The sequence below is a fragment of the Undibacterium sp. KW1 genome (genome assembly GCF_009937955.1).
Classification (GTDB): domain Bacteria; phylum Pseudomonadota; class Gammaproteobacteria; order Burkholderiales; family Burkholderiaceae_D; genus Undibacterium.
Genome location: NZ_AP018439.1, coordinates 1,381,606 through 1,399,642, shown reverse-complemented (window position 1 = coordinate 1,399,642; position 18,037 = coordinate 1,381,606). Strand labels below are relative to the sequence as shown.

The 18,037-nt window shown below is 50.9% G+C and carries 16 protein-coding genes and 1 pseudogene; 13 read left to right on the top strand and 4 right to left on the bottom strand.

Going from position 1 to position 18,037, the window contains the following annotated elements:
* Positions 1-57: 57 nt before the first annotated feature.
* The 4 genes from UNDKW_RS06235 (at position 58) to UNDKW_RS06220 (ending at position 6,029) form a co-directional block, all read left to right on the top strand.
* Positions 58-2,640, top strand: a complete 2,583-nt coding sequence (locus UNDKW_RS06235) for a heavy metal translocating P-type ATPase (protein ID WP_162058000.1) — start codon at positions 58-60, stop codon at positions 2,638-2,640.
* Positions 2,641-2,708: 68 nt separating this feature from the next.
* A complete protein-coding gene (locus UNDKW_RS06230) occupies positions 2,709-3,629 on the top strand; it encodes a metallophosphoesterase (RefSeq protein WP_162057999.1) in 921 nt (306 codons plus the stop codon).
* Between the two features lie 188 nt (positions 3,630-3,817).
* Positions 3,818-4,858: a GMP reductase gene (locus UNDKW_RS06225; RefSeq protein ID WP_162061797.1), complete on the top strand. Its 1,041-nt coding sequence runs from the start codon at positions 3,818-3,820 to the stop codon at positions 4,856-4,858.
* 412 nt (positions 4,859-5,270) lie between these two features.
* A complete protein-coding gene (locus tag UNDKW_RS06220) occupies positions 5,271-6,029 on the top strand; it encodes an energy transducer TonB (RefSeq protein WP_162057998.1) in 759 nt (252 codons plus the stop codon).
* Positions 6,030-6,121: 92 nt separating this feature from the next.
* On the opposite strand, the pseudogene UNDKW_RS30930 reads toward UNDKW_RS06220, so the two are convergent.
* The 3 genes and pseudogenes from UNDKW_RS30930 to UNDKW_RS06205 all read right to left on the bottom strand — a co-directional run bounded on the left by UNDKW_RS30930 (position 6,122) and on the right by UNDKW_RS06205 (position 9,643).
* Positions 6,122-7,755: pseudogene (locus UNDKW_RS30930) on the bottom strand (methyl-accepting chemotaxis protein).
* Between the two features lie 247 nt (positions 7,756-8,002).
* A complete protein-coding gene (tcdA, locus tag UNDKW_RS06210; RefSeq protein WP_162057997.1) occupies positions 8,003-8,827 on the bottom strand; it encodes a tRNA cyclic N6-threonylcarbamoyladenosine(37) synthase TcdA in 825 nt (274 codons plus the stop codon).
* A 72-nt stretch (positions 8,828-8,899) separates the two neighbouring features.
* Complete coding sequence (locus UNDKW_RS06205; RefSeq protein WP_162057996.1) at positions 8,900-9,643, bottom strand: helix-turn-helix transcriptional regulator; 744 nt, start codon at positions 9,641-9,643, stop codon at positions 8,900-8,902.
* 285 nt (positions 9,644-9,928) lie between these two features.
* On the opposite strand from UNDKW_RS06205, the gene UNDKW_RS06200 reads away from it, so the two are divergent.
* The 8 genes from UNDKW_RS06200 (at position 9,929) to UNDKW_RS06165 (ending at position 16,549) form a co-directional block, all read left to right on the top strand.
* A complete protein-coding gene (locus UNDKW_RS06200) occupies positions 9,929-11,347 on the top strand; it encodes an FAD-binding protein (RefSeq protein ID WP_162057995.1) in 1,419 nt (472 codons plus the stop codon).
* On the top strand, positions 11,344-12,231 hold the full coding sequence (locus UNDKW_RS06195; RefSeq protein WP_162057994.1) for a class I SAM-dependent methyltransferase: 888 nt from the start codon (positions 11,344-11,346) through the stop codon (positions 12,229-12,231). The genes UNDKW_RS06200 and UNDKW_RS06195 overlap by 4 nt, the downstream gene beginning before the upstream one ends.
* A 76-nt stretch (positions 12,232-12,307) precedes the next feature.
* On the top strand, positions 12,308-12,841 hold the full coding sequence (locus tag UNDKW_RS06190) for a hemerythrin domain-containing protein (RefSeq protein ID WP_162057993.1): 534 nt from the start codon (positions 12,308-12,310) through the stop codon (positions 12,839-12,841).
* A 52-nt stretch (positions 12,842-12,893) separates the two neighbouring features.
* A complete protein-coding gene (gene pdxH / locus UNDKW_RS06185) occupies positions 12,894-13,529 on the top strand; it encodes a pyridoxamine 5'-phosphate oxidase (RefSeq protein WP_162057992.1) in 636 nt (211 codons plus the stop codon).
* 123 nt (positions 13,530-13,652) lie between these two features.
* Positions 13,653-14,783 carry a glycosyltransferase gene (locus tag UNDKW_RS06180; protein ID WP_162057991.1) on the top strand — a complete coding sequence of 377 codons (1,131 nt, stop codon included), beginning with the start codon at positions 13,653-13,655 and terminating at the stop codon, positions 14,781-14,783.
* Between the two features lie 86 nt (positions 14,784-14,869).
* Positions 14,870-15,343: a hypothetical protein gene (locus tag UNDKW_RS06175; RefSeq protein WP_162057990.1), complete on the top strand. Its 474-nt coding sequence runs from the start codon at positions 14,870-14,872 to the stop codon at positions 15,341-15,343.
* Position 15,344: 1 nt separating this feature from the next.
* Positions 15,345-15,950: a dual specificity protein phosphatase family protein gene (locus UNDKW_RS06170; protein ID WP_162057989.1), complete on the top strand. Its 606-nt coding sequence runs from the start codon at positions 15,345-15,347 to the stop codon at positions 15,948-15,950.
* Positions 15,947-16,549 carry an SRPBCC family protein gene (locus UNDKW_RS06165; protein ID WP_162057988.1) on the top strand — a complete coding sequence of 201 codons (603 nt, stop codon included), beginning with the start codon at positions 15,947-15,949 and terminating at the stop codon, positions 16,547-16,549. Before UNDKW_RS06170 ends, UNDKW_RS06165 begins: the two co-directional genes overlap by 4 nt.
* A gap of 106 nt (positions 16,550-16,655) precedes the next feature.
* Here the strand turns inward: UNDKW_RS06165 and msrA are convergent, their stop codons facing one another.
* Positions 16,656-17,195, bottom strand: a complete 540-nt coding sequence (msrA, locus tag UNDKW_RS06160) for a peptide-methionine (S)-S-oxide reductase MsrA (RefSeq protein WP_162057987.1) — start codon at positions 17,193-17,195, stop codon at positions 16,656-16,658.
* Between the two features lie 463 nt (positions 17,196-17,658).
* Here msrA and UNDKW_RS06155 point away from each other — a divergent pair, with 463 nt between their 5' ends.
* Positions 17,659-17,991: a hypothetical protein gene (locus tag UNDKW_RS06155; RefSeq protein ID WP_162057986.1), complete on the top strand. Its 333-nt coding sequence runs from the start codon at positions 17,659-17,661 to the stop codon at positions 17,989-17,991.
* The last annotated feature ends 46 nt before the right edge of the window (positions 17,992-18,037 follow it).

Below are 18,037 nucleotides of genomic sequence, written 5' to 3'. Positions count from 1 at the left end.
TTGGGTACGGAGTCTATGATAAGGCAATATCATTTTATCTGTACGGGAGCATAGCAAATGACCCAGGACCAATCCACCCACCAGCATGGCGGCAGTTGCTGTGGGCACAAGCATGATGAACAGCCAGCCGCAACCCAGGAAAAAAAATATACCGACCCGGTGTGCGGCATGCAGGTCAGTAAAAACCCGGAAAAAACGGCGCGCTTCCAGGGCACTGCCTATTATTTCTGCAGCACTTCCTGCGTCAGCAAGTTCAATGCTGCGCCTGAGAATTATGTGAAGGCCAAGAAGGTCATAGGACTGGGCAGTGTCAATGCTGCGAGTACAGATGCCATGCAAAGCGATGCACAGGGTGAGCACAAAGACCCGGTCTGTGGCATGCGTGTCAACGGGCAAAGCCAGCACCAGTTTGTGCATAATGGGCAGCCTTATTATTTTTGTTGTAATGCCTGCCTGGAAAAATTTCGCAAAGATCCTGCCGCCTGGCTGGACCCGGCCAAACGCCCCGCACCTAAGCCCGTCGCCAAGGATGCGATTTTCACCTGCCCCATGCACCTGGAAATAGAACAGGTAGGTCCCGGTACCTGCCCGCTTTGCGGCATGGCGCTGGAACCCAAGGAAGCCTCGGCAGAAGAAGATACCAGTGAACTCGATGACATGTCGCGGCGCTTCAAGTTCAGTCTGGTGTTGAGTTTGCCGCTGCTGATCATGACCATGGGTGACATGCTGCCTGGCGTGTCGTTTCATCACCTGCTGGGCATGACGGTGTTCAACTGGCTGCAATTCATCCTGGCGACACCTGTGGTGCTATGGGCTGGCCTGCCATTTTTTGAGCGTGCGCTGGCGTCCTTCAAAACCATGCATCTGAATATGTTCAGTCTCATAGGTGTGGGCACAGCCGCTGCCTATCTGTTCAGTCTGGTGGCTTTGTTGCTGCCAGATACACTGCCTGCAGCCTTCAAGATGGGTGGTATGGCACCGCTGTATTTTGAAGCCGCAGCCGTCATCATTACCTTGGTATTGCTGGGACAGGTGCTGGAATTACGGGCACGCTCGCAAACCAATGCAGCGATCAAGGCATTATTGGGTTTGACACCTGCAACGGCGATACGCATTGCTGCTGATGGCAGCGAAAAAGAAATTGCTCTTGATGAAGTACAGACTGGCGACAACTTGCGCATCAAGCCAGGCGCACATATCCCTGTTGATGGTGTCGTACTGGATGGTCATAGCAATGTCGATGAAGCCATGCTGACAGGTGAACCACTGCCCGTCAGCAAACAGGCTGGCGACAGAGTCAGTGCTGGTACCATCAACCAGCAAGGCAGCTTCAGCATGCGGGCTGAACGCATAGGCAAGGATACCCTGCTCGCCAGCATCATCAATCTGGTGAACCAGGCCGGACGTTCCCGCGCACCTATCCAGAAGCTGGCGGATCAGGTATCTGGCTGGTTTGTGCCGGGTGTGATTGCCGCTGCCGTGCTGGCCTTCATCGCATGGACAGTATGGGGGCCAGCGCCGGGGATGGCGAATGGTTTGATGGCTGCAGTATCAGTGTTGATTATTGCCTGTCCTTGCGCACTTGGACTGGCCACGCCGATATCGGTCACAGTAGGTATAGGCCGTGGTGCCCGTGATGGTGTGCTGATCAAGGATGCAGAGGCACTGGAGAGGCTGGAGAAAATAGACACCCTGCTGATAGACAAAACCGGCACGCTGACAGAAGGCAAACCCACACTGCAACACTTCAGCGTCGCCAGCGGCGAATCAGAAACAGACTTGCTGGCGCTCGCCATGGCGCTGGAACAACGCAGTGAACACCCGGTGGCCCATGCCATCGTCAACTATGCAGAGTCTCGCGGTGCAAAGTCCATTGCCATCAGCAATTTTACGTCCATCACAGGCAAGGGTGTCAGCGCCACAGTAGATGGCAAGACGGTCTTGCTGGGCAACCCTGCACTGTTGAAAGAACATGCCATAGAGCTGCCAGGCTTTGAATCGCAAATCAGTGATCTGCAGGCGCAGGGACATACCGTCATGCTGCTGGTGGTAGCACAAAAAGCCGTGGCCATACTCAGTGTCGCAGACAAAATCAAGAGTAACAGCAAAGAGGCCATCACTCAATTGCAGCAGCAGGGCATACACATCATCGTGCTCACGGGTGATAACGCCAGGACTGCCCAGGCAGTGGCGAAACAACTGGGACTCGATGATGTGCGGGCAGACTTGCTGCCAGCCGACAAGTTCCGCATCGTGCTGGAATTGCAGGAACAGGGTCACGCAGTTGCCATGGCAGGCGATGGCATCAATGATGCACCTGCACTGGCGCAGGCTGATGTCGGTATCGCCATGGGTAGCGGCACCGATGTTGCCATGCACAGCGCCCATGTGGTGCTGGTTAAAGGTGATTTGCGCGGCATAGTAAAAGCCCGCGCCCTGAGCAAACAGGCCATGAAAAACATCAGACAAAACCTGTTCTTTGCCTTTGCCTACAATTTTGTCGGCGTGCCCATTGCCGCAGGCTTGCTGTATCCATGGTTCGGGATTTTACTGAGCCCCATGATAGCCAGTGCGGCGATGAGCCTGAGCTCGGTTTCCGTCATCAGCAATGCCTTACGCCTGCGGCATGCAAAGCTGTAGTATGCAATTGTCAGGAACAGGTAAAATACGCGCCTGTTCCTGCTTACCAAGTTTCATAAGAAAAATCCATGCGTATTTCCCGCCTGCTTATTGCTCTCTCCACCCTGTTTATCCTGTCAGCACAGGCCACAGATAAAACCAGGAAACCTGGCAAAAAACCTGTAGAAAAAACTGTCAGCACAACGGTCTATGTGGCTGGGGACATTGCCGATTGCCGCAAGCAACCTCCTGCAGAAAGCATGGCAGCCAGAACCGCAGAGCTGATAGCCGCCGGCCTGGCCAAAGACAATACAGCACGAGCCATTACCCTCGGTGACAATACCTACCCGGTAGGCAAGCCAGAAGAATTCACCAAATGCTATGAGCCCACCTGGGGACGCTTCAAGGATAAAACCCTGCCTTCACCGGGCAACCATGATTACGGTATGCCCAAGGCCCTGGGTTATTACAATTACTTTGGAGAACTGGCCGGGCCTGACAGGCGCGGCTACTATTCAACGCAATTGGGCAAGTGGCTGGTGCTCTCGCTCAACAGCAATCTCGACCCCAGCCAGATGCAAGTGCAGATGACATGGTTGAAAGAAGAGCTGGCCAGCAACAAACAAAACTGCACCCTGGCTTTCTGGCATCACCCTGTATATAGCTCAGGCGGCCATGGCAATAATAAGAACATGCAGGAAACCTGGGCCATGCTGGTAGCAGCCAAGGCAGATCTGGTCCTGACTTCGCATGATCATGATTACGAGCGTTTTGCGCCACTGGATGCGAATGGCGACAGGGACGACAAGAATGGCATACGCAGTTTTGTGGTCGGTACTGGCGGGGCTAAACTGACACCGATGTTTTTACCCAAAGGGGGGACGGAGATACGAGACAACTCCACCCATGGCGTACTGAAACTGACTTTGCACGACAAGTCTTACGAATGGGAATTTATGCCAGTTCCAGGCCATGATTTTGCCGATAAAGGCAAGGGGGTATGCCACTAATTGTCGCTGAAAGCATTAAGCATGCTTTTGGTGCAACAGTATATGCGCTGGCTTATAAACTTCATTTAATAATCAGATCAAGCCGGGGAAAAATTTTGCACTATACTCAAGTACGGCTCAACGACTTGATGGCATCACTGCGTCTGGTCGTGATTTCCCGCGTCCGCCAGGCGCATACTGGAGTCGTCATGCATATAGAAGAAACCCTCAGGCTGGATTTCAAGGACGTTTTGATACGTCCCAAGCGTTCCACCCTCACCTCCCGTTCGCAGGTCAATCTGGAACGCGAATTCGTTTTTCATCACTCCCGCAAGACTTATCACGGCATTCCCATCATTGCTGCGAACATGGATTCTACCGGCACCATGGAAATGGCCGCCGCACTGGACCCGCATCAATTATCGGTTGCCCTGCACAAGCACTATGATGAAGATGCACTGGTTGCCTATTTCTCTGCCTTGCAAAAGAAATCCACGGCCTTTTATTCGATGGGTATTACTCAGTCAGATTTCGAGAAATTCTCGGCCGTCATGGCGCGCGCCCAGAACGCCATAGAATACGTCTGCATAGACGTGGCGAATGGTTATACCGAAGGCTTTATCAATTTCGTCAAAAAAGTGCGCACCACTTATCCGCACCTGACCATCATGGCAGGCAATGTGGTGACCGGTGACATTACTGAAGAACTGATACTGGCCGGTGCCGACATCGTCAAGGTGGGCATAGGCCCGGGCTCAGTTTGTACGACACGCAAGATGACGGGTGTGGGTTATCCGCAATTATCAGCAGTGATTGAATGTGCTGATGCTGCGCATGGTCTGGGCGGGCAGATTTGTGCCGATGGTGGCTGTGTCGTACCAGGTGATCTGGCCAAGGCTTTTGGTGCCGGTGCAGACTTTATCATGCTCGGTGGCATGCTGGCTGGTCATGATGAATGTGCCGGCGATCTGGTAGAACGCGATGGTCAGCAATTCAAACGTTTTTACGGTATGAGCAGCCGCGCTGCCATGGACAAGTACGCAGGTGGTGTTGCCAAATACCGTGCGTCAGAAGGCAAGGAAGTATTGATTCCTTACCGCGGCCCGGTCGAGGCAACCTTGCAGGACATACTCGGTGGCGTGCGCTCGGCCTGCACTTATGTGGGCGCGCACAAACTTAAGGAGCTGACCAAGCGCACGACCTTCATCCGGGTCACCCAACAATTGAACGAAGTGTTCGGAAAATCCTGACCTGAATAAAGCCTGTTTAGCGCTAAACAACATCATCATAATCCCGTAACAATACTACAAGCCAGCTTCAATAGAAGTTGGCTTTTTTTTCACAATTCTTATCAATTAAATGATTTAGCCTGCATTTGGCACAAATCATGCATGGATATGCGAAATTTATGCCATTTTGATCGGTGAATTTTCATGATTTCAATCACTTCTGTGATTTGAATATTGCTAAGTGCCTACATCCATGGCAGGATAGCCGTACGGATTTGTGAAAATTTCCTAAGCAGCAGATAAAATAATTTTGCACTAATTTATTGCATCTTTTTTGAAATGCACTATTTTCATGCAAGCATTTTTCCGCTGAAATACAGCCGATTGCTTGATTTCACTTTAGCTTTAAAAACGGTCTTTTGTCTGGAGTAATATGAAAACGGTAGTTACTAAAACAACAGGGAAGTTATCATTTCTCACTTTCAGCCTGGCATCCAGTGCCTTGCTCATTACTGCCTGCCAAAAAACACCGGAGCCTGCTCCTGTTGCCAGTGCACCAGAGGCACCTTCATCGACAGCCATGCCAACAGGCCTGGTAAAAAACCCTGTCAAACATGCTGATACTGCCGATGTGACCAAGTGGATGGATATGGCATCCAACAAGTCAGCCGCGCAAATCGCCAAAGAAGAAAAACTGGCGAAAGAAGCTAAAGAGGCCAAAGAAGCAAAAGAGGCTAAAGACGCCAAGGATGCAAAAGCGGCAGCAGAAGCAAAAGCCCTGGCAGCCAAGGTAAAAGATGCGCCTAAAGCGGCATCAGCAACGGCAACCGCACCTGCCCCGGTACCTGTCGCTGCGCCCAAGCCGGTAGAAACGCCACCGCCAGTGGTCGCTGCTGCACCAAAGCCTGCACCAGTTGCGGCACCGGTTGAAAACCTGACTTTAAAAGTCGTCTCCAGCGTCCAGCCCAAATACCCTAGCACTGCAGTACGTGCGGGCATCACCTCAGGGGTAGTCAGTGCACGTGTGCATGTCGATACGGATGGCAAGGTATCTCAGGTAGAAATTGTCAAAGCCAATCCACCCAAGCATTTTGACAGGGAAGTGATTGCGGCGGCGTCTCAATGGAAATACGCGCCGATTTCCAAGCCACTGACTACTTTGCTCGAATTTAATTTCAAACTCGACAATTAAGACAAACCGTAAAATAAAAGAGCCTGCCTGATGAAAATCAGACAGGCTCTTTTATTTGCAGTCCGCACCAAGGTAAATATTCAGTCCTGTATTCAGCCCAGACGCAAAGTCTTGCGCTGGTTCTGGTTCGCGGCTTCTGCCTTTTTGAATTTGCCGGTCTTGATGACATTACCACCCTCGGGCAGACCTGCGACCTTGAACACACCGACCACCTGATGCAGATTATCAGCCTGCTCAAGCAGGCTTTGGGCCGCAGCAGCGGCTTCTTCCACCAGAGCAGCATTATGCTGGGTCACCTGATCCATCTGTGTGATCGCCACATTCACCTGTTCTATGCCCCGGCTTTGTTCGCCCCTGCAGCGGCAATTTCACTCATGATCTCGGCGACCTGTTTGACGGATGTCACGATCTGGTCCATGGTAACACCGGTCTCATCCACCAGTGCCGTACCGGCATCGACTTTAGCCACAGAGTCTCCGATCAATTGCTTGATCTCTTTGGCAGCACTGGCTGATCTTTGCGCAAGGTTGCGCACTTCAGACGCCACCACAGCAAAACCGCGCCCCTGCTCACCAGCCCTGGCCGCTTCCACCGCGGCATTCAAGGCGAGGATATTGGTCTGGAAGGCGATGCCATCGATGACGCCGATGATATCGACAATCTTGCGTGAACTGTCCTTGATTGCACCCATGGTACTAACCATTTGACCAACCACATCACCGCCCTTGCTGGCAAAGTCAGATGAAGACATCACCAGTTGATTGGCTTGCGAAGCACTGGCGGCGTTATGCTGCACTGTTGAAGTCAGCTCTTCCATCGATGATGCCGTTTCTTCGAGTGAGCTGGCCTGGCTTTCTGTGCGCTCAGACAAATCCAGGTTACCGGTAGCGATTTCATTCGATGCAGTAAAAATCGTATCGGTGCTGGTCCTTACCTGGCTGACGATGGCAATCAGACTCTGGTTCATATTGAACAAGGCCTGCAGCAATTCCCCTGCCTCATCCCTGGAGCTTACCTCGATCTCCTGGCGCAAATCACCTGCTGCAATATTATTCGCAATTTCCACCGCATAGTTCAGAGGCCGTGAAATGCTGTTGATCAGCCAGATGCCCATGGCAGATGCAAACAAGGCTGACAAGACGATGAAAATCGTCGCGTAAACCTGGAAGCTGTGGAAGAAGCTTTGCGAAGCCTCATATTCAGATTTACCCACATTCAACTGCAGTTGTATGAGGGCATCCATATTCTCTTTCATATTCAGGAACAAGGGATCGACTTTGCCATGGAAGAGTTTTGATGCAGCGTCGATATCCTTGTTCTTTAATGCTGCAAGGGCGGGATTTAAACCTTCATCGAGAAATTGCTTGCGCTTGGCAGCAAACTGATCAGCCAGGACTTTTTCTTCTGATGTCAGGTAGGTCGCCATGTATTCTGCCCATATCTTGCTCGCCTCTGCCCTGCCTTTTTCAACAGCATCTATATGCGCTGCAGCCTTTTCAGGATCGTCCGTCATCGCCTTGGCAACGATGACCTGATTGCGCATGATAAGGCGCATGACGCCATCCAGTTGGCCCAGGGCGACCAGCCTGTCGTCATAAACTGTTTTAATAGAATTATTGCTGGCGTTGAGACTCAAAAAGCCGGCTGCTCCTATGGATAACACCAATACGGTCAGCAAGATAAAACTGAAGATGAGCTTGGTCTTGATACGAATGTCCTGAAACATACTTGCCTCCGCAAACACAGAGTTGAACGTGACAGACCATGGCTGAACCACGGTGCTTTTTGAATCGGGTCTGATGTCTCAGAACCAATAGAGATACACGGAGCGTGCAAGCCGTCCGTCAATTGACTTTAAATGCTAAGTGGCAATAACTCAAGGCAGGAAAAGTAATTCAACAATGTCTGAGCTATTTTCCCCACACAATATAAACGATTGTTTCCAAACGAAAATATTTCCACATGGATAGAAATTATTCTCCTTGATTTAGTGGGACAGGTGCAGCCAGCTTGCGCAACACCTGGGCTGCTGCCATCAGGCCAAAGGATGCTGTCACGACGATGGATGAGCCAAAACCGGCACAGTTCAGGCCAGTGACACCAGCACTGGTGTTAGTGCTTGCATCGGCACTGATTTCGCAAGCCTCGGCAGTCTCAGGCATGCTGAGCGCTTCCATGGAAAACACGGCATCAATCCCAAATTTGCTTTTTGCGCCACGCGGGAAACCATGGTTCTGGCGCAGGCGCTTGCGTACCAGTGCCAGCAAAGGTTCTTGCTCGGTGCGTGAGAGATCACGAATTTCTATCTTGCCGGGATCAGTCTGCCCACCTGCTGCACCTATGGTGATCAGCGGTATCGCATGCTGGCGGCAATAGGCGATCAGTGCGGTCTTGGCTTTGACATTGTCTATCGCATCGATCACATAATCAAAACCTGGCTGACCCAGCATGACATCAAGATTGTCTGGTGTGACAAAGTCTTCGACCTCATTCACCTTGCAATAGGGATTGATCAGGGCGATGCGCTCAGCCAGTGCAGTGACCTTGGCTTTGCCTACGGTGTCGGTATTAGCCTGTATCTGGCGGTTGATATTCGATTCTGCCACATTGTCGAGGTCTATCATGGTGATGCGGCCTATGGCACTCCGTGCCAGCGCCTCTACCACCCATGAGCCTACACCGCCCACGCCTATGACGCAAACATGCGCCTGTTTGAAACGCTCAAGACCTGCCGCTCCATATAAACGGGCAATGCCACCAAAGCGGCGTTCAAAATCGATATCTATTACATCTTGCATAAGAAAATTGCGCCAAAAGGCTGGACATTGTAAGCAGGCGCTATTTTACTTGATGCAAGAACCGGCGTGACTTTAACGCCCGGCTTTGCGCTTCAGATCAGAGAATAAAGAAAAGACCCAGGGCCGGGTCGCCATCAACAAGGCCATGCCCTGTCTTTGTTCTGATGACAAGCTGGCATCAATATCTGCCAGTTCATTAAACTCGGTCAACAGCCGTGCCATTTTTCTTTGTAAAACAGCAATCGAAGCAGCACTGAGCTCGCGCGTTTCAAAACGCAAAGTCGCCTGCTCATCATGAAAATCATTCTGCAAGAATTCTTCCATAACCTTGGACTGGTATTTTCTGCGTATAGGCCCATCCTCACGCCATTGCAGAGTGGTATGGGTCAGTAACTTGATGCGGTTATGTGGATGCAGCTCTATCAATTCCAATCGTTCCAGCTTCATCAACAACTGCAATAACTCCGTTTCTGCAATCTCAAATTGCCTGGCAATTTCACGGACTTGCCACTGATTCAGCAAGAGATAAAAAACGCCCAGCAACCTGGGCTGGTCTGCCAGGGTCTGCTCTTGCAAGTCAGATAATTCCCCCGTGAGTTCCTGCTGGCCGCGTGCGAGTCTGGCCAGCTCCAGGAAATCCAGCTCCAGTAACTGGCAGATCGCCTCCAGCCTGCGCACAGTGAAGGTCGATTCAGAAAACAGGCGTTTCACGCTGGCTTCACTGATTTGCAGATGTGCCGCCAGTTGTGCATAGGTCAGGCCTTTTTGCTTCAGGTGTTTTTTCAGGGCAATCGTGATTTGCTGAGTCAGGTTCATGGCGCGTCCATTTTTGGGATAAATAGAATTGTATGCATTAAGGCAAGACAAAAAGTTCACCACAGAGACACAGAGAAAAGCATGAGCGCTCACCTCGGTATGTACTTTGCTTTTCTCAGTGCCCCTCTGTGCCTCCTCTGTGTCTCTGTGTTGAAAGGTTTTCCATAAAACTCAAAGTGGCTTCTGACATGGTTAATGGTATCGATATTCAATACTAATTTTTATTAGATTGTATATCAATACCTTGAATTGCAAAATGCAATCTTCTATCAAGGAGAAAACAGCATGCACAAGCAGCACACCACAAACACGGTCAATGACATTCATTCCGCACTGAACCTGACCAGGGTCAGCGAGATCATAGAAATAAGCAGCCTCCCCCAGCTTGCCGCCACGCTGGAGAAAGCTAAAAGCCAGTGCAAGAAAATTGCCATCAGCGCAGGCAGACATGCGATGGGTGGGCAACAGTTTGCAGAAGATGCCATCTTGCTGGACATGCGTGGCATGGACAAGGTACTCCATTTTGACCGCGAGCTGGGAATCATCACGGTAGAGGCTGGCATACAATGGCCAGCCCTGATTGATTATCTGGAAGCAGGCCAGAAAGACCGTGCGCAGCCGTGGGCGATACGGCAAAAACAGACCGGTGCCGATGACCTCAGCATAGGCGGTTGCCTGTCAGCGAATGTGCATGGACGGGGCTTGCAAATGCGCCCTTTTATCGCTGATGTAGAGAGCTTCAGTCTGCTGGATGCGCAGGGCAGATTACAGCACTGTAACCGCGACACAAACAGCCATTTATTCAGACTGGCAATAGGTGGCTACGGGGTATTTGGGGTAATCACCAAAGTCAGTCTGCGCCTGAGCCAAAGACAAAAAATGCGGCGCGATGTCAGCATCATCTCGCTGGATGAATTGAAGCCAGCCTTCCAGCAACGCATGGATGCTGGCTATGTCTACGGTGACTTCCAGTTTGCCATAGACCCAGCCAGCCCTGACTTTTTGCAGCGCGGCGTATTCTCCTGTTATTGCCCGGTATCAAACGCCAGCAACATACGCGAAGAACATGCGCTCAGCGATGAGCAATGGCAGCAATTACTGATGCTCGCGCATGTAGACAAAAGCCGCGCCTTTGATTGCTACGCCCAGCACTATATGGCCAGCTCAGGCCAGATTTACTGGAGTGACAGACTGCAGCAAACAACCTATCTTGACGGCTATCACAAAAAAATAGACGAGCTACTCGGACACCAGGGTTCCGAAATGATAGGTGAATTATATGTACCCAGGGCTGCACTGACAGCCTTCATGCATGATGCCGCACAAGACTTTCGCCAGCATGCTGTCGATCTCATTTACGGCACGGTGCGTTTGATAGAAGCCGATACAGAAAGCTTTTTGCCATGGGCGAGACAAGACTATGCCTGCGTGATTTTCAATCTGCACACTGAACATACAGAAAGCGGTATCGCCGCAACCGCTGCGGCTTTCCGCCGGCTGATCGATCTCGCCATCAAACGCGATGGCAGTTTTTATCTGACCTATGGGCGCTTTGCCTCGGTTGAGCAAATTCGCCATTGCTATCCAAATTTTGAAAACTTCCTGACTTACAAACAACGTCTTGATCCTGAATCGCTATTCCAGAGTACCTGGCTACGCCATCATACGGCCATGTTTGCAACACACCTGGAGCAGGCAGCATGAAAACAGATCAGGCCAGCAACACCGCTCTTATCGTTGCAGCTGGGGTGCAGATGCTGGCGCGTGATCCGGCTTACGCAGGTTTGGTACCGGCAGCCATGGCGGCGCTTGGCCAGCGTTTATTACGGGTCAGCCACCCGCGCCTGTCCAGGCTGACTGCACGGCACTGGTTTCGCAGCCTTGCCTATGCAGCGGCAAAAATCACCCTGCCCGGCATCTTGCAGCACTACGTGTTGCGCAAAATACTCATCAGGGAATATGTCGCCCGCGCAATCACTGCCGGTACCCGCCAGATCGTTTTGCTCGGCGCGGGTTACGATACCTTATGCATGGAGCTTGCTACGCCATATCCAGACTTGAGACTGATAGAAATCGATCACCCGGCTACGCAGGCCATCAAGCGCGCTGCGGCTGGAACATCGGGGGCAGCAGCGGCCGCAGGAGCGCAGCGCATACACTATATAGGTGCCGAACTGGGTAAGCAAAAACTGAATGAGGTATTAAGCGACTGCAAGGCATTCAATCCTGACCTGAAAACCCTGTTCATCGCAGAAGGCTTGTTGATGTATTTAACATGCGATGATATAGCCAGTTTGTTGAAACAAATGCAGATGGCAGCCACCAAAACAGCATTGGTTTTTACCTGGATGGAGATACAGGCCAACGGCCAACCCAATTTTCGGCCAGCCAGCAAGATTATCGACTTTTTCCTGAGGAAAAAAGCAGAGCCCTTTTTATCTGGCATGCCGCAAGACAGGGTTCCGGCATTTTTAAAGCAACTAGGCTATGCCTTGCAAGACTTGAAGGAGAGCATTTCTGTATGCCCGCAGGACTGCCGTATCAAACCGATTGCCGGAGAATATATCTGCATGGCTGAGAATCTGTGAACCTGAATTTGATATGACGCAAGCAGGGCCAGCCTGTCTATTGCATAATAAGCGTATCAATACAGGTAAAATGAACATGAATACTCTATTCGACAGCGCCCCAGGCTTTGATCAGCCCCTGGCCGTTCTCAAGCATTGCCATGACCGCATACGCAAGCAACTGGCGACCATGGGCAAGTTGCTGGAACATTTGCCTAGCAACGGCGCAGACCAGGATGCGCAGCAGGCGGCGCAGTCAGTCCTGAATTATTTTATCAAAGCAGCGCCCTTGCACCACGAAGATGAAGAAATCAATCTCTTACCTGAACTGCAAGCAACGGCCAGAGACGAGGATGCCAGCTTGCTGGCCACCCTGCTGCCAAAAATCCTGAGTCAGCATGAAGACATGGCCGCGCAATGGAGCCAGCTCGAAAAGCAGCTAACTGCCATTGCCGCAGCAAGCGCAGCACACTTGTCTGATACCGCAGTAAAAGAATTTCAAGCACTGTATGGCGAGCACATGCAGATAGAAGAAACACAGATCGCCCCGATGGCAAAACGTCTGTTTTCTGATGCACAAATGGCCACCCTGGGTGCAGCCATGCAGGCAAGACGTGGCATTGCTGCATAAAACAAGCTGCAAACACCCTGCAATATTTCTGAATATGATATGAAAGATATACATGTCCATAGCTGATATCCGCACCGACTACAAAAAAGCCAGCCTGGCAGAAGCTGATGTAAAGCCTGAACCTTACAGTCAGTTTGCCAGCTGGTTCGATCAGGCCTTGAAGGCCGATGTGCCAGAACCCAATGCCATGACACTTTCGACAGTCAGCACTGATGGCAAACCCAGCTCACGCATCGTCCTTATCAAAGAATTTGATGAACGTGGCTTTTCCTGGTTCACGAATTACGACAGCGCCAAAGGCCAGGATCTGGAGAGTAATCCGCACGCGGCGCTGCTGTTTTTCTGGATTCCCCTGGAGCGCCAGGTGCGTATAGAAGGCCGCATAGAAAAGCTCAGCGATGCAGAAAATGATGCCTACTTCAATAGCCGCCCGCTGGGCAGCCGTCAGAGTGCACTGGCATCGCAACAAAGCCAGCCTATCGCGGACAGGCAAGCGCTGGAACAAAAACTGGCTGCCGTAGTGGCAGAATTTGGTGACCAACCTCCTCGCCCTGCCCATTGGGGTGGTTACCGCTTGCTGCCAGAGCGCGTCGAATTCTGGCAAGGCCGCAGCTCGCGCCTGCACGACCGTATCATCTATACCCGCGATGAAAATGGCGCATGGAAAATTTCCCGCCTGCAACCTTAAAGCTGTTCAACAGCCCTGACTATTCTCTTTGAGAAGATATTGACGAGATAGTCAGGTGCCCAAATTGGCATGAGGGTATACAGAGCATGATATCCTCGGTGTTTTTTACCGACACCAAAGTCCATGCCCAAGAAAAAAATCTTGCTATTAAGCGTATCCGCTGGCGCTGGTCACAAGCGTGCCGCCCAGGCCATACAGGCAACGGCGCTGACCTATCCCGCCGATACGGAAGTCTTGCATCTGGATGTAATGGATTTTGTTACCGCCGGATTTCGCAAGATTTATACTGATTTTTATATCAAGCTCGTCAATAAAGCGCCGACGCTGTGGGGTTATCTCTACCATGCGTCCAATGAAGCGCAATCTGATAGCACCATGGAAAAACTCAGGCGTGGCATAGAGCGCCTGAACGCCCGCCCATTGCTGCAAGCCATAGCTGATTTTGCGCCAGATGTCATCGTCTGCACGCATTTCTTGCCAGCAGAAATGCTGTCCCGCCTGTTACGCAAAGAAAGGCTGCATTGCCCGGTCTGGGTACAGGTCACCGACTTTGATTTGCACAGAATGTGGGTGCATGATCACATGGCTGGCTATTTTGCCGCCAGCGAAGAAGTGGCAGACCGCATGCGCATCAATGGCATACCGGCTGAGCGCATTCATGTCACTGGCATCCCTATCATGCCCGCCTTTACGCAGCATCTGGACAGGGAAATCTGTGCGGCAGAATTTGAACTTGATCCTGCGCTGCAAACCTTTATGCTCATGGGCGGTGGTGCGGGCCTGGGCGGCCTGGATGAAGTTGCAGAGCGCTTGCTGTCATTGCCAGGCAATTTCCAGCTCATCGTGCTCGCGGGTAAAAATGCGCCTGCACTGCAAGCCCTGCAAAAACTCGCACTGCGTTATCCTGGCCGCCTGCTGCCTCAGGGCTTTACCGACAAGGTAGAACGCCTCATGGCTTGCGCTGACCTGGTCATTACCAAACCCGGCGGGCTGACTACCTCCGAGTGTCTGGCCATGGGTTTGCCCATGATCGTCAACTCACCAATACCGGGGCAAGAAGAGCGCAATGCTGACTTTTTGCTGGAACAGGGCGTTGCGTTGAAAGCCTATGATGATGTCAGCCTCGCTTACCGCTTGAATTACCTGTTGCAGCACCCAGATAAATTGCGCGACATGCATGACAAGGCGCAGGCTTTGGGGCGCCCTAAAGCAGCAACGCAGGTCTTGCAAGCCATATTGAATACACCGGTTTGAGTTCTGGTTTGACTATGATATCTGCTAACAACTCAGTTAACAATTCAGCTAACAATTTAGCTAATCGTTCAACTAAAAGCGCATTCATGCCCTTCCTGGCCTGTTTTGCCTTTGCCTGCATCCTGGCGCTATTTTTTGCGCAAGTAGAAATCCAGATAGAAGGTAGCGCAGGCTGGGCCGCCAACTTGCCTACCTGGCGCATAGAAAAACACTGGCTGCTCGATATCTTCTGGGGTGGCCGGGCGATGACGGGTTACCATGCCTGGGTGTTCCCTTTCATCACTCTATTTTTTCATTTCCCCTTTGCCATGCTGCAGCAATGGACGCTGAAGCTGGAATGCCGTGCGATTGCCAGCATCATGACATTCTGGGTAGCAGAAGATTTTTTATGGTTTGTCATGAACCCGGCCTATGGCATCTCGCGCTTCAATGCCCATGATGTACCATGGCATGTGCACTGGCTACTGGGCGTGCCCACTGATTATTGGCTAGGCTTCATCGGTGCGACTTTTCTCTATATTTATTCGTACAAACAGCATGCTCAACAAGGCGCGAAATAAGATGCGAAATAAACGATTCAGGACAGGCCTGAAAACCTGGTCTTCATTGGCCAGGCTGGCCGCTCTATCCTGCTCCGGTATGTTATTGATTTCGACTGTGGCTGGAGCACAAACTGTAAGACCTGAAGACTGGGCCACTCCGGTTGCAGAGACGCAAAATCTGTATCGTGTGAACCAGGACTTTTACCGCAGTGCCAAGCTCGGCAGCAAAGATGTGGCGCTATTGCAATCACTCGGCATAAAGACTGTGGTCAGCCTGCGCTCGTTTCATTCTGATACCAGCATATTCAAAGATTCCAATATCAAGCTGCAACGCATAGGTATCAATACCTGGAGCATCAATGATGCCAACGTCATCTCGGCTCTGCGCGCCATCAAGGCGGCAGAGAAGGACGGCCCCGTGCTTTTGCATTGTATGCATGGTGCAGACCGTACTGGCCTGGTGACTGCGATGTACCGCATCCTGTATCAGGCCTGGAGTAAAGAGAAGGCGCTGGAAGAGTTGATGAAGGGTGGCTATGGCTACCACAGCATGTGGAAAAACATCCCGGAATATCTGAAAAACGTGAACATAGAAAAAATACGCGAAGGTATCGACAAGCCATGAAGCATGCAATTGTTTTAACCGGCATCACTGCCAGTTTGCTGGCGCTATCGAGCACGCAAGCAGCCCAACTGGACGCCAGCAAATTCACTGAAACCCAGGTGCAGTTAATTGACCAGAGCAAGGCGGACAGCAACGGCAAAACCTTTGCCGCAGGTACTATCCTGAATGCCCCGGTCGCCAAGGTCTGCACCACCATACAGGCGTATGAAGATTATCCCAGTTTCATGCCGAATACCGCCAAGGCAAAAGTCACACGCCAAGCCGATGAATCTGCTCTGGTCGATTTCACCCTGAACCTGCCACTGGGGAAAGTGAAAAAATACCGCCTCAAGATGACACCCAAAGTCAGCCCTGCCACATGCAACCTGAGCTGGAAATTGCAGCCATGGGAAGGCCTGAAGCAGGAAGAAACCATCGCCGACACCTCAGGCTATTGGGAACTGACTCCTTTGGCAGATAACCCCGGCAAGACTGTCGTCAAATATCAGGTATTCACTGATCCGGGGCCTGTGCCCATGGGCCTGGGCTGGATAGTCGATAGCATGAGCAAGGACAGCATACCCAAAATGATGGATGCACTCAGAACCAAGCTGCGTTGATCATTATCATTAACAGCCTGCGTTGATTTATGTAAAAAAGGAGAGTCGGCAACTCTCCTTTTTTCTATGCAGCGAATTCGCTGATTCAACACCATTTCAACCCATGCTAGCCTATCAGCTTGCTGGCAAACATCTTCCTCGCTTTGGCGACTTTAGGCGCCACCACGAATGAGCAATAGCCTTGCTCAGGATGCTGGCGGAAATAATTCTGGTGGTAGTCTTCCGCAATATAAAACATCGGTGCCTGGCTGACTTCAGTGACGATAGCATCATCCCAGACCATCGCCATTTCCTTGACGACTTGTTCAGCAATTGCCTGCTGTTGTGCATCATGGAAAAAAATCACAGAACGGTATTGAGTGCCAGTGTCATTCCCCTGACGGTTCAGGGTAGTAGGATCATGGATGGTGAAGAAAATTTCCAGTAACTCCCGATAGCTGACGATGGCAGGGTCAAAAGTCAGGCGCACTACTTCTGCATGTCCGGTTTTGCCGGTACAGATTTGTTCATAAGTAGGCTGATGCACTGCCCCGCCAGAATAGCCGGACTCTACTTTCAATACCCCGCGAATTTGCTGGAATACCGCCTCGGTACACCAAAAGCAACCGCCGCCTAAAGTGGCAAATTCAGTGGATGTCGTGCCCATGTATTTCTCCTTGTTTAGATACAAGCTTAGTCTGTATCTGGCCCATTTTCTTACATTTATGAACTATTTGCTCACGATTTGCGGGCTAAGCCTTATTTGCTGACGCACACCCGGCTTATCCGGCTTCTTTCTCGGGCTGAACGCTTACCACCTGCATTTGCATCTGCATCTGAACAAAATGAGGACGATGATCAAAAATACATTAATCGAAACCTGGTCAAATGTGAATTAATGTAACGGGACAACTGAAAGATTACAAAAACTTACACGAGAACATGAAAGGAAATACTTGGTATACGACTAAAATATTTCCTCAATTTTGGTACTGTCTGCTTCCAACTCCAGACGCAGTGGCGAGTCAGTTTAATATCCTCAGACATCCGGTAGAGATGATGGATACCAGAATTTAATTGCCAAATCCTGCTGGCACATATATTTTCTTTGTCATTTCAATAAGTACATCATGTTAATTGACGTTATCAAAAACGGTTTCAGGACTATCTTCAGAGTACGCCATGACCGCGAACTGCCACCACCTGGCCCCAAGCCGGCATTTGGCAGCACCGTGGTCTATAAACGTCTGAAGATGCAATTAATCGTGCCTATTGACTATGAGCAATGGGATTGGCTGACCGAAAAAGGCTGGCGCACACTGGATATGCGTTCAAACCGCCGTCGCTACTTCAAGGTGCCGCGCAAAGCGGTGACACGTCTGTTACATGCCAATGAAACAGACCGTGAAGTACTGTTACTGCAAATCATAGAACACCGCTATGACAGGTCGCGCCTGCATTAATTGCAAAAAACGCAACAAAACCCAATATCCGGCATATTTTATAAAC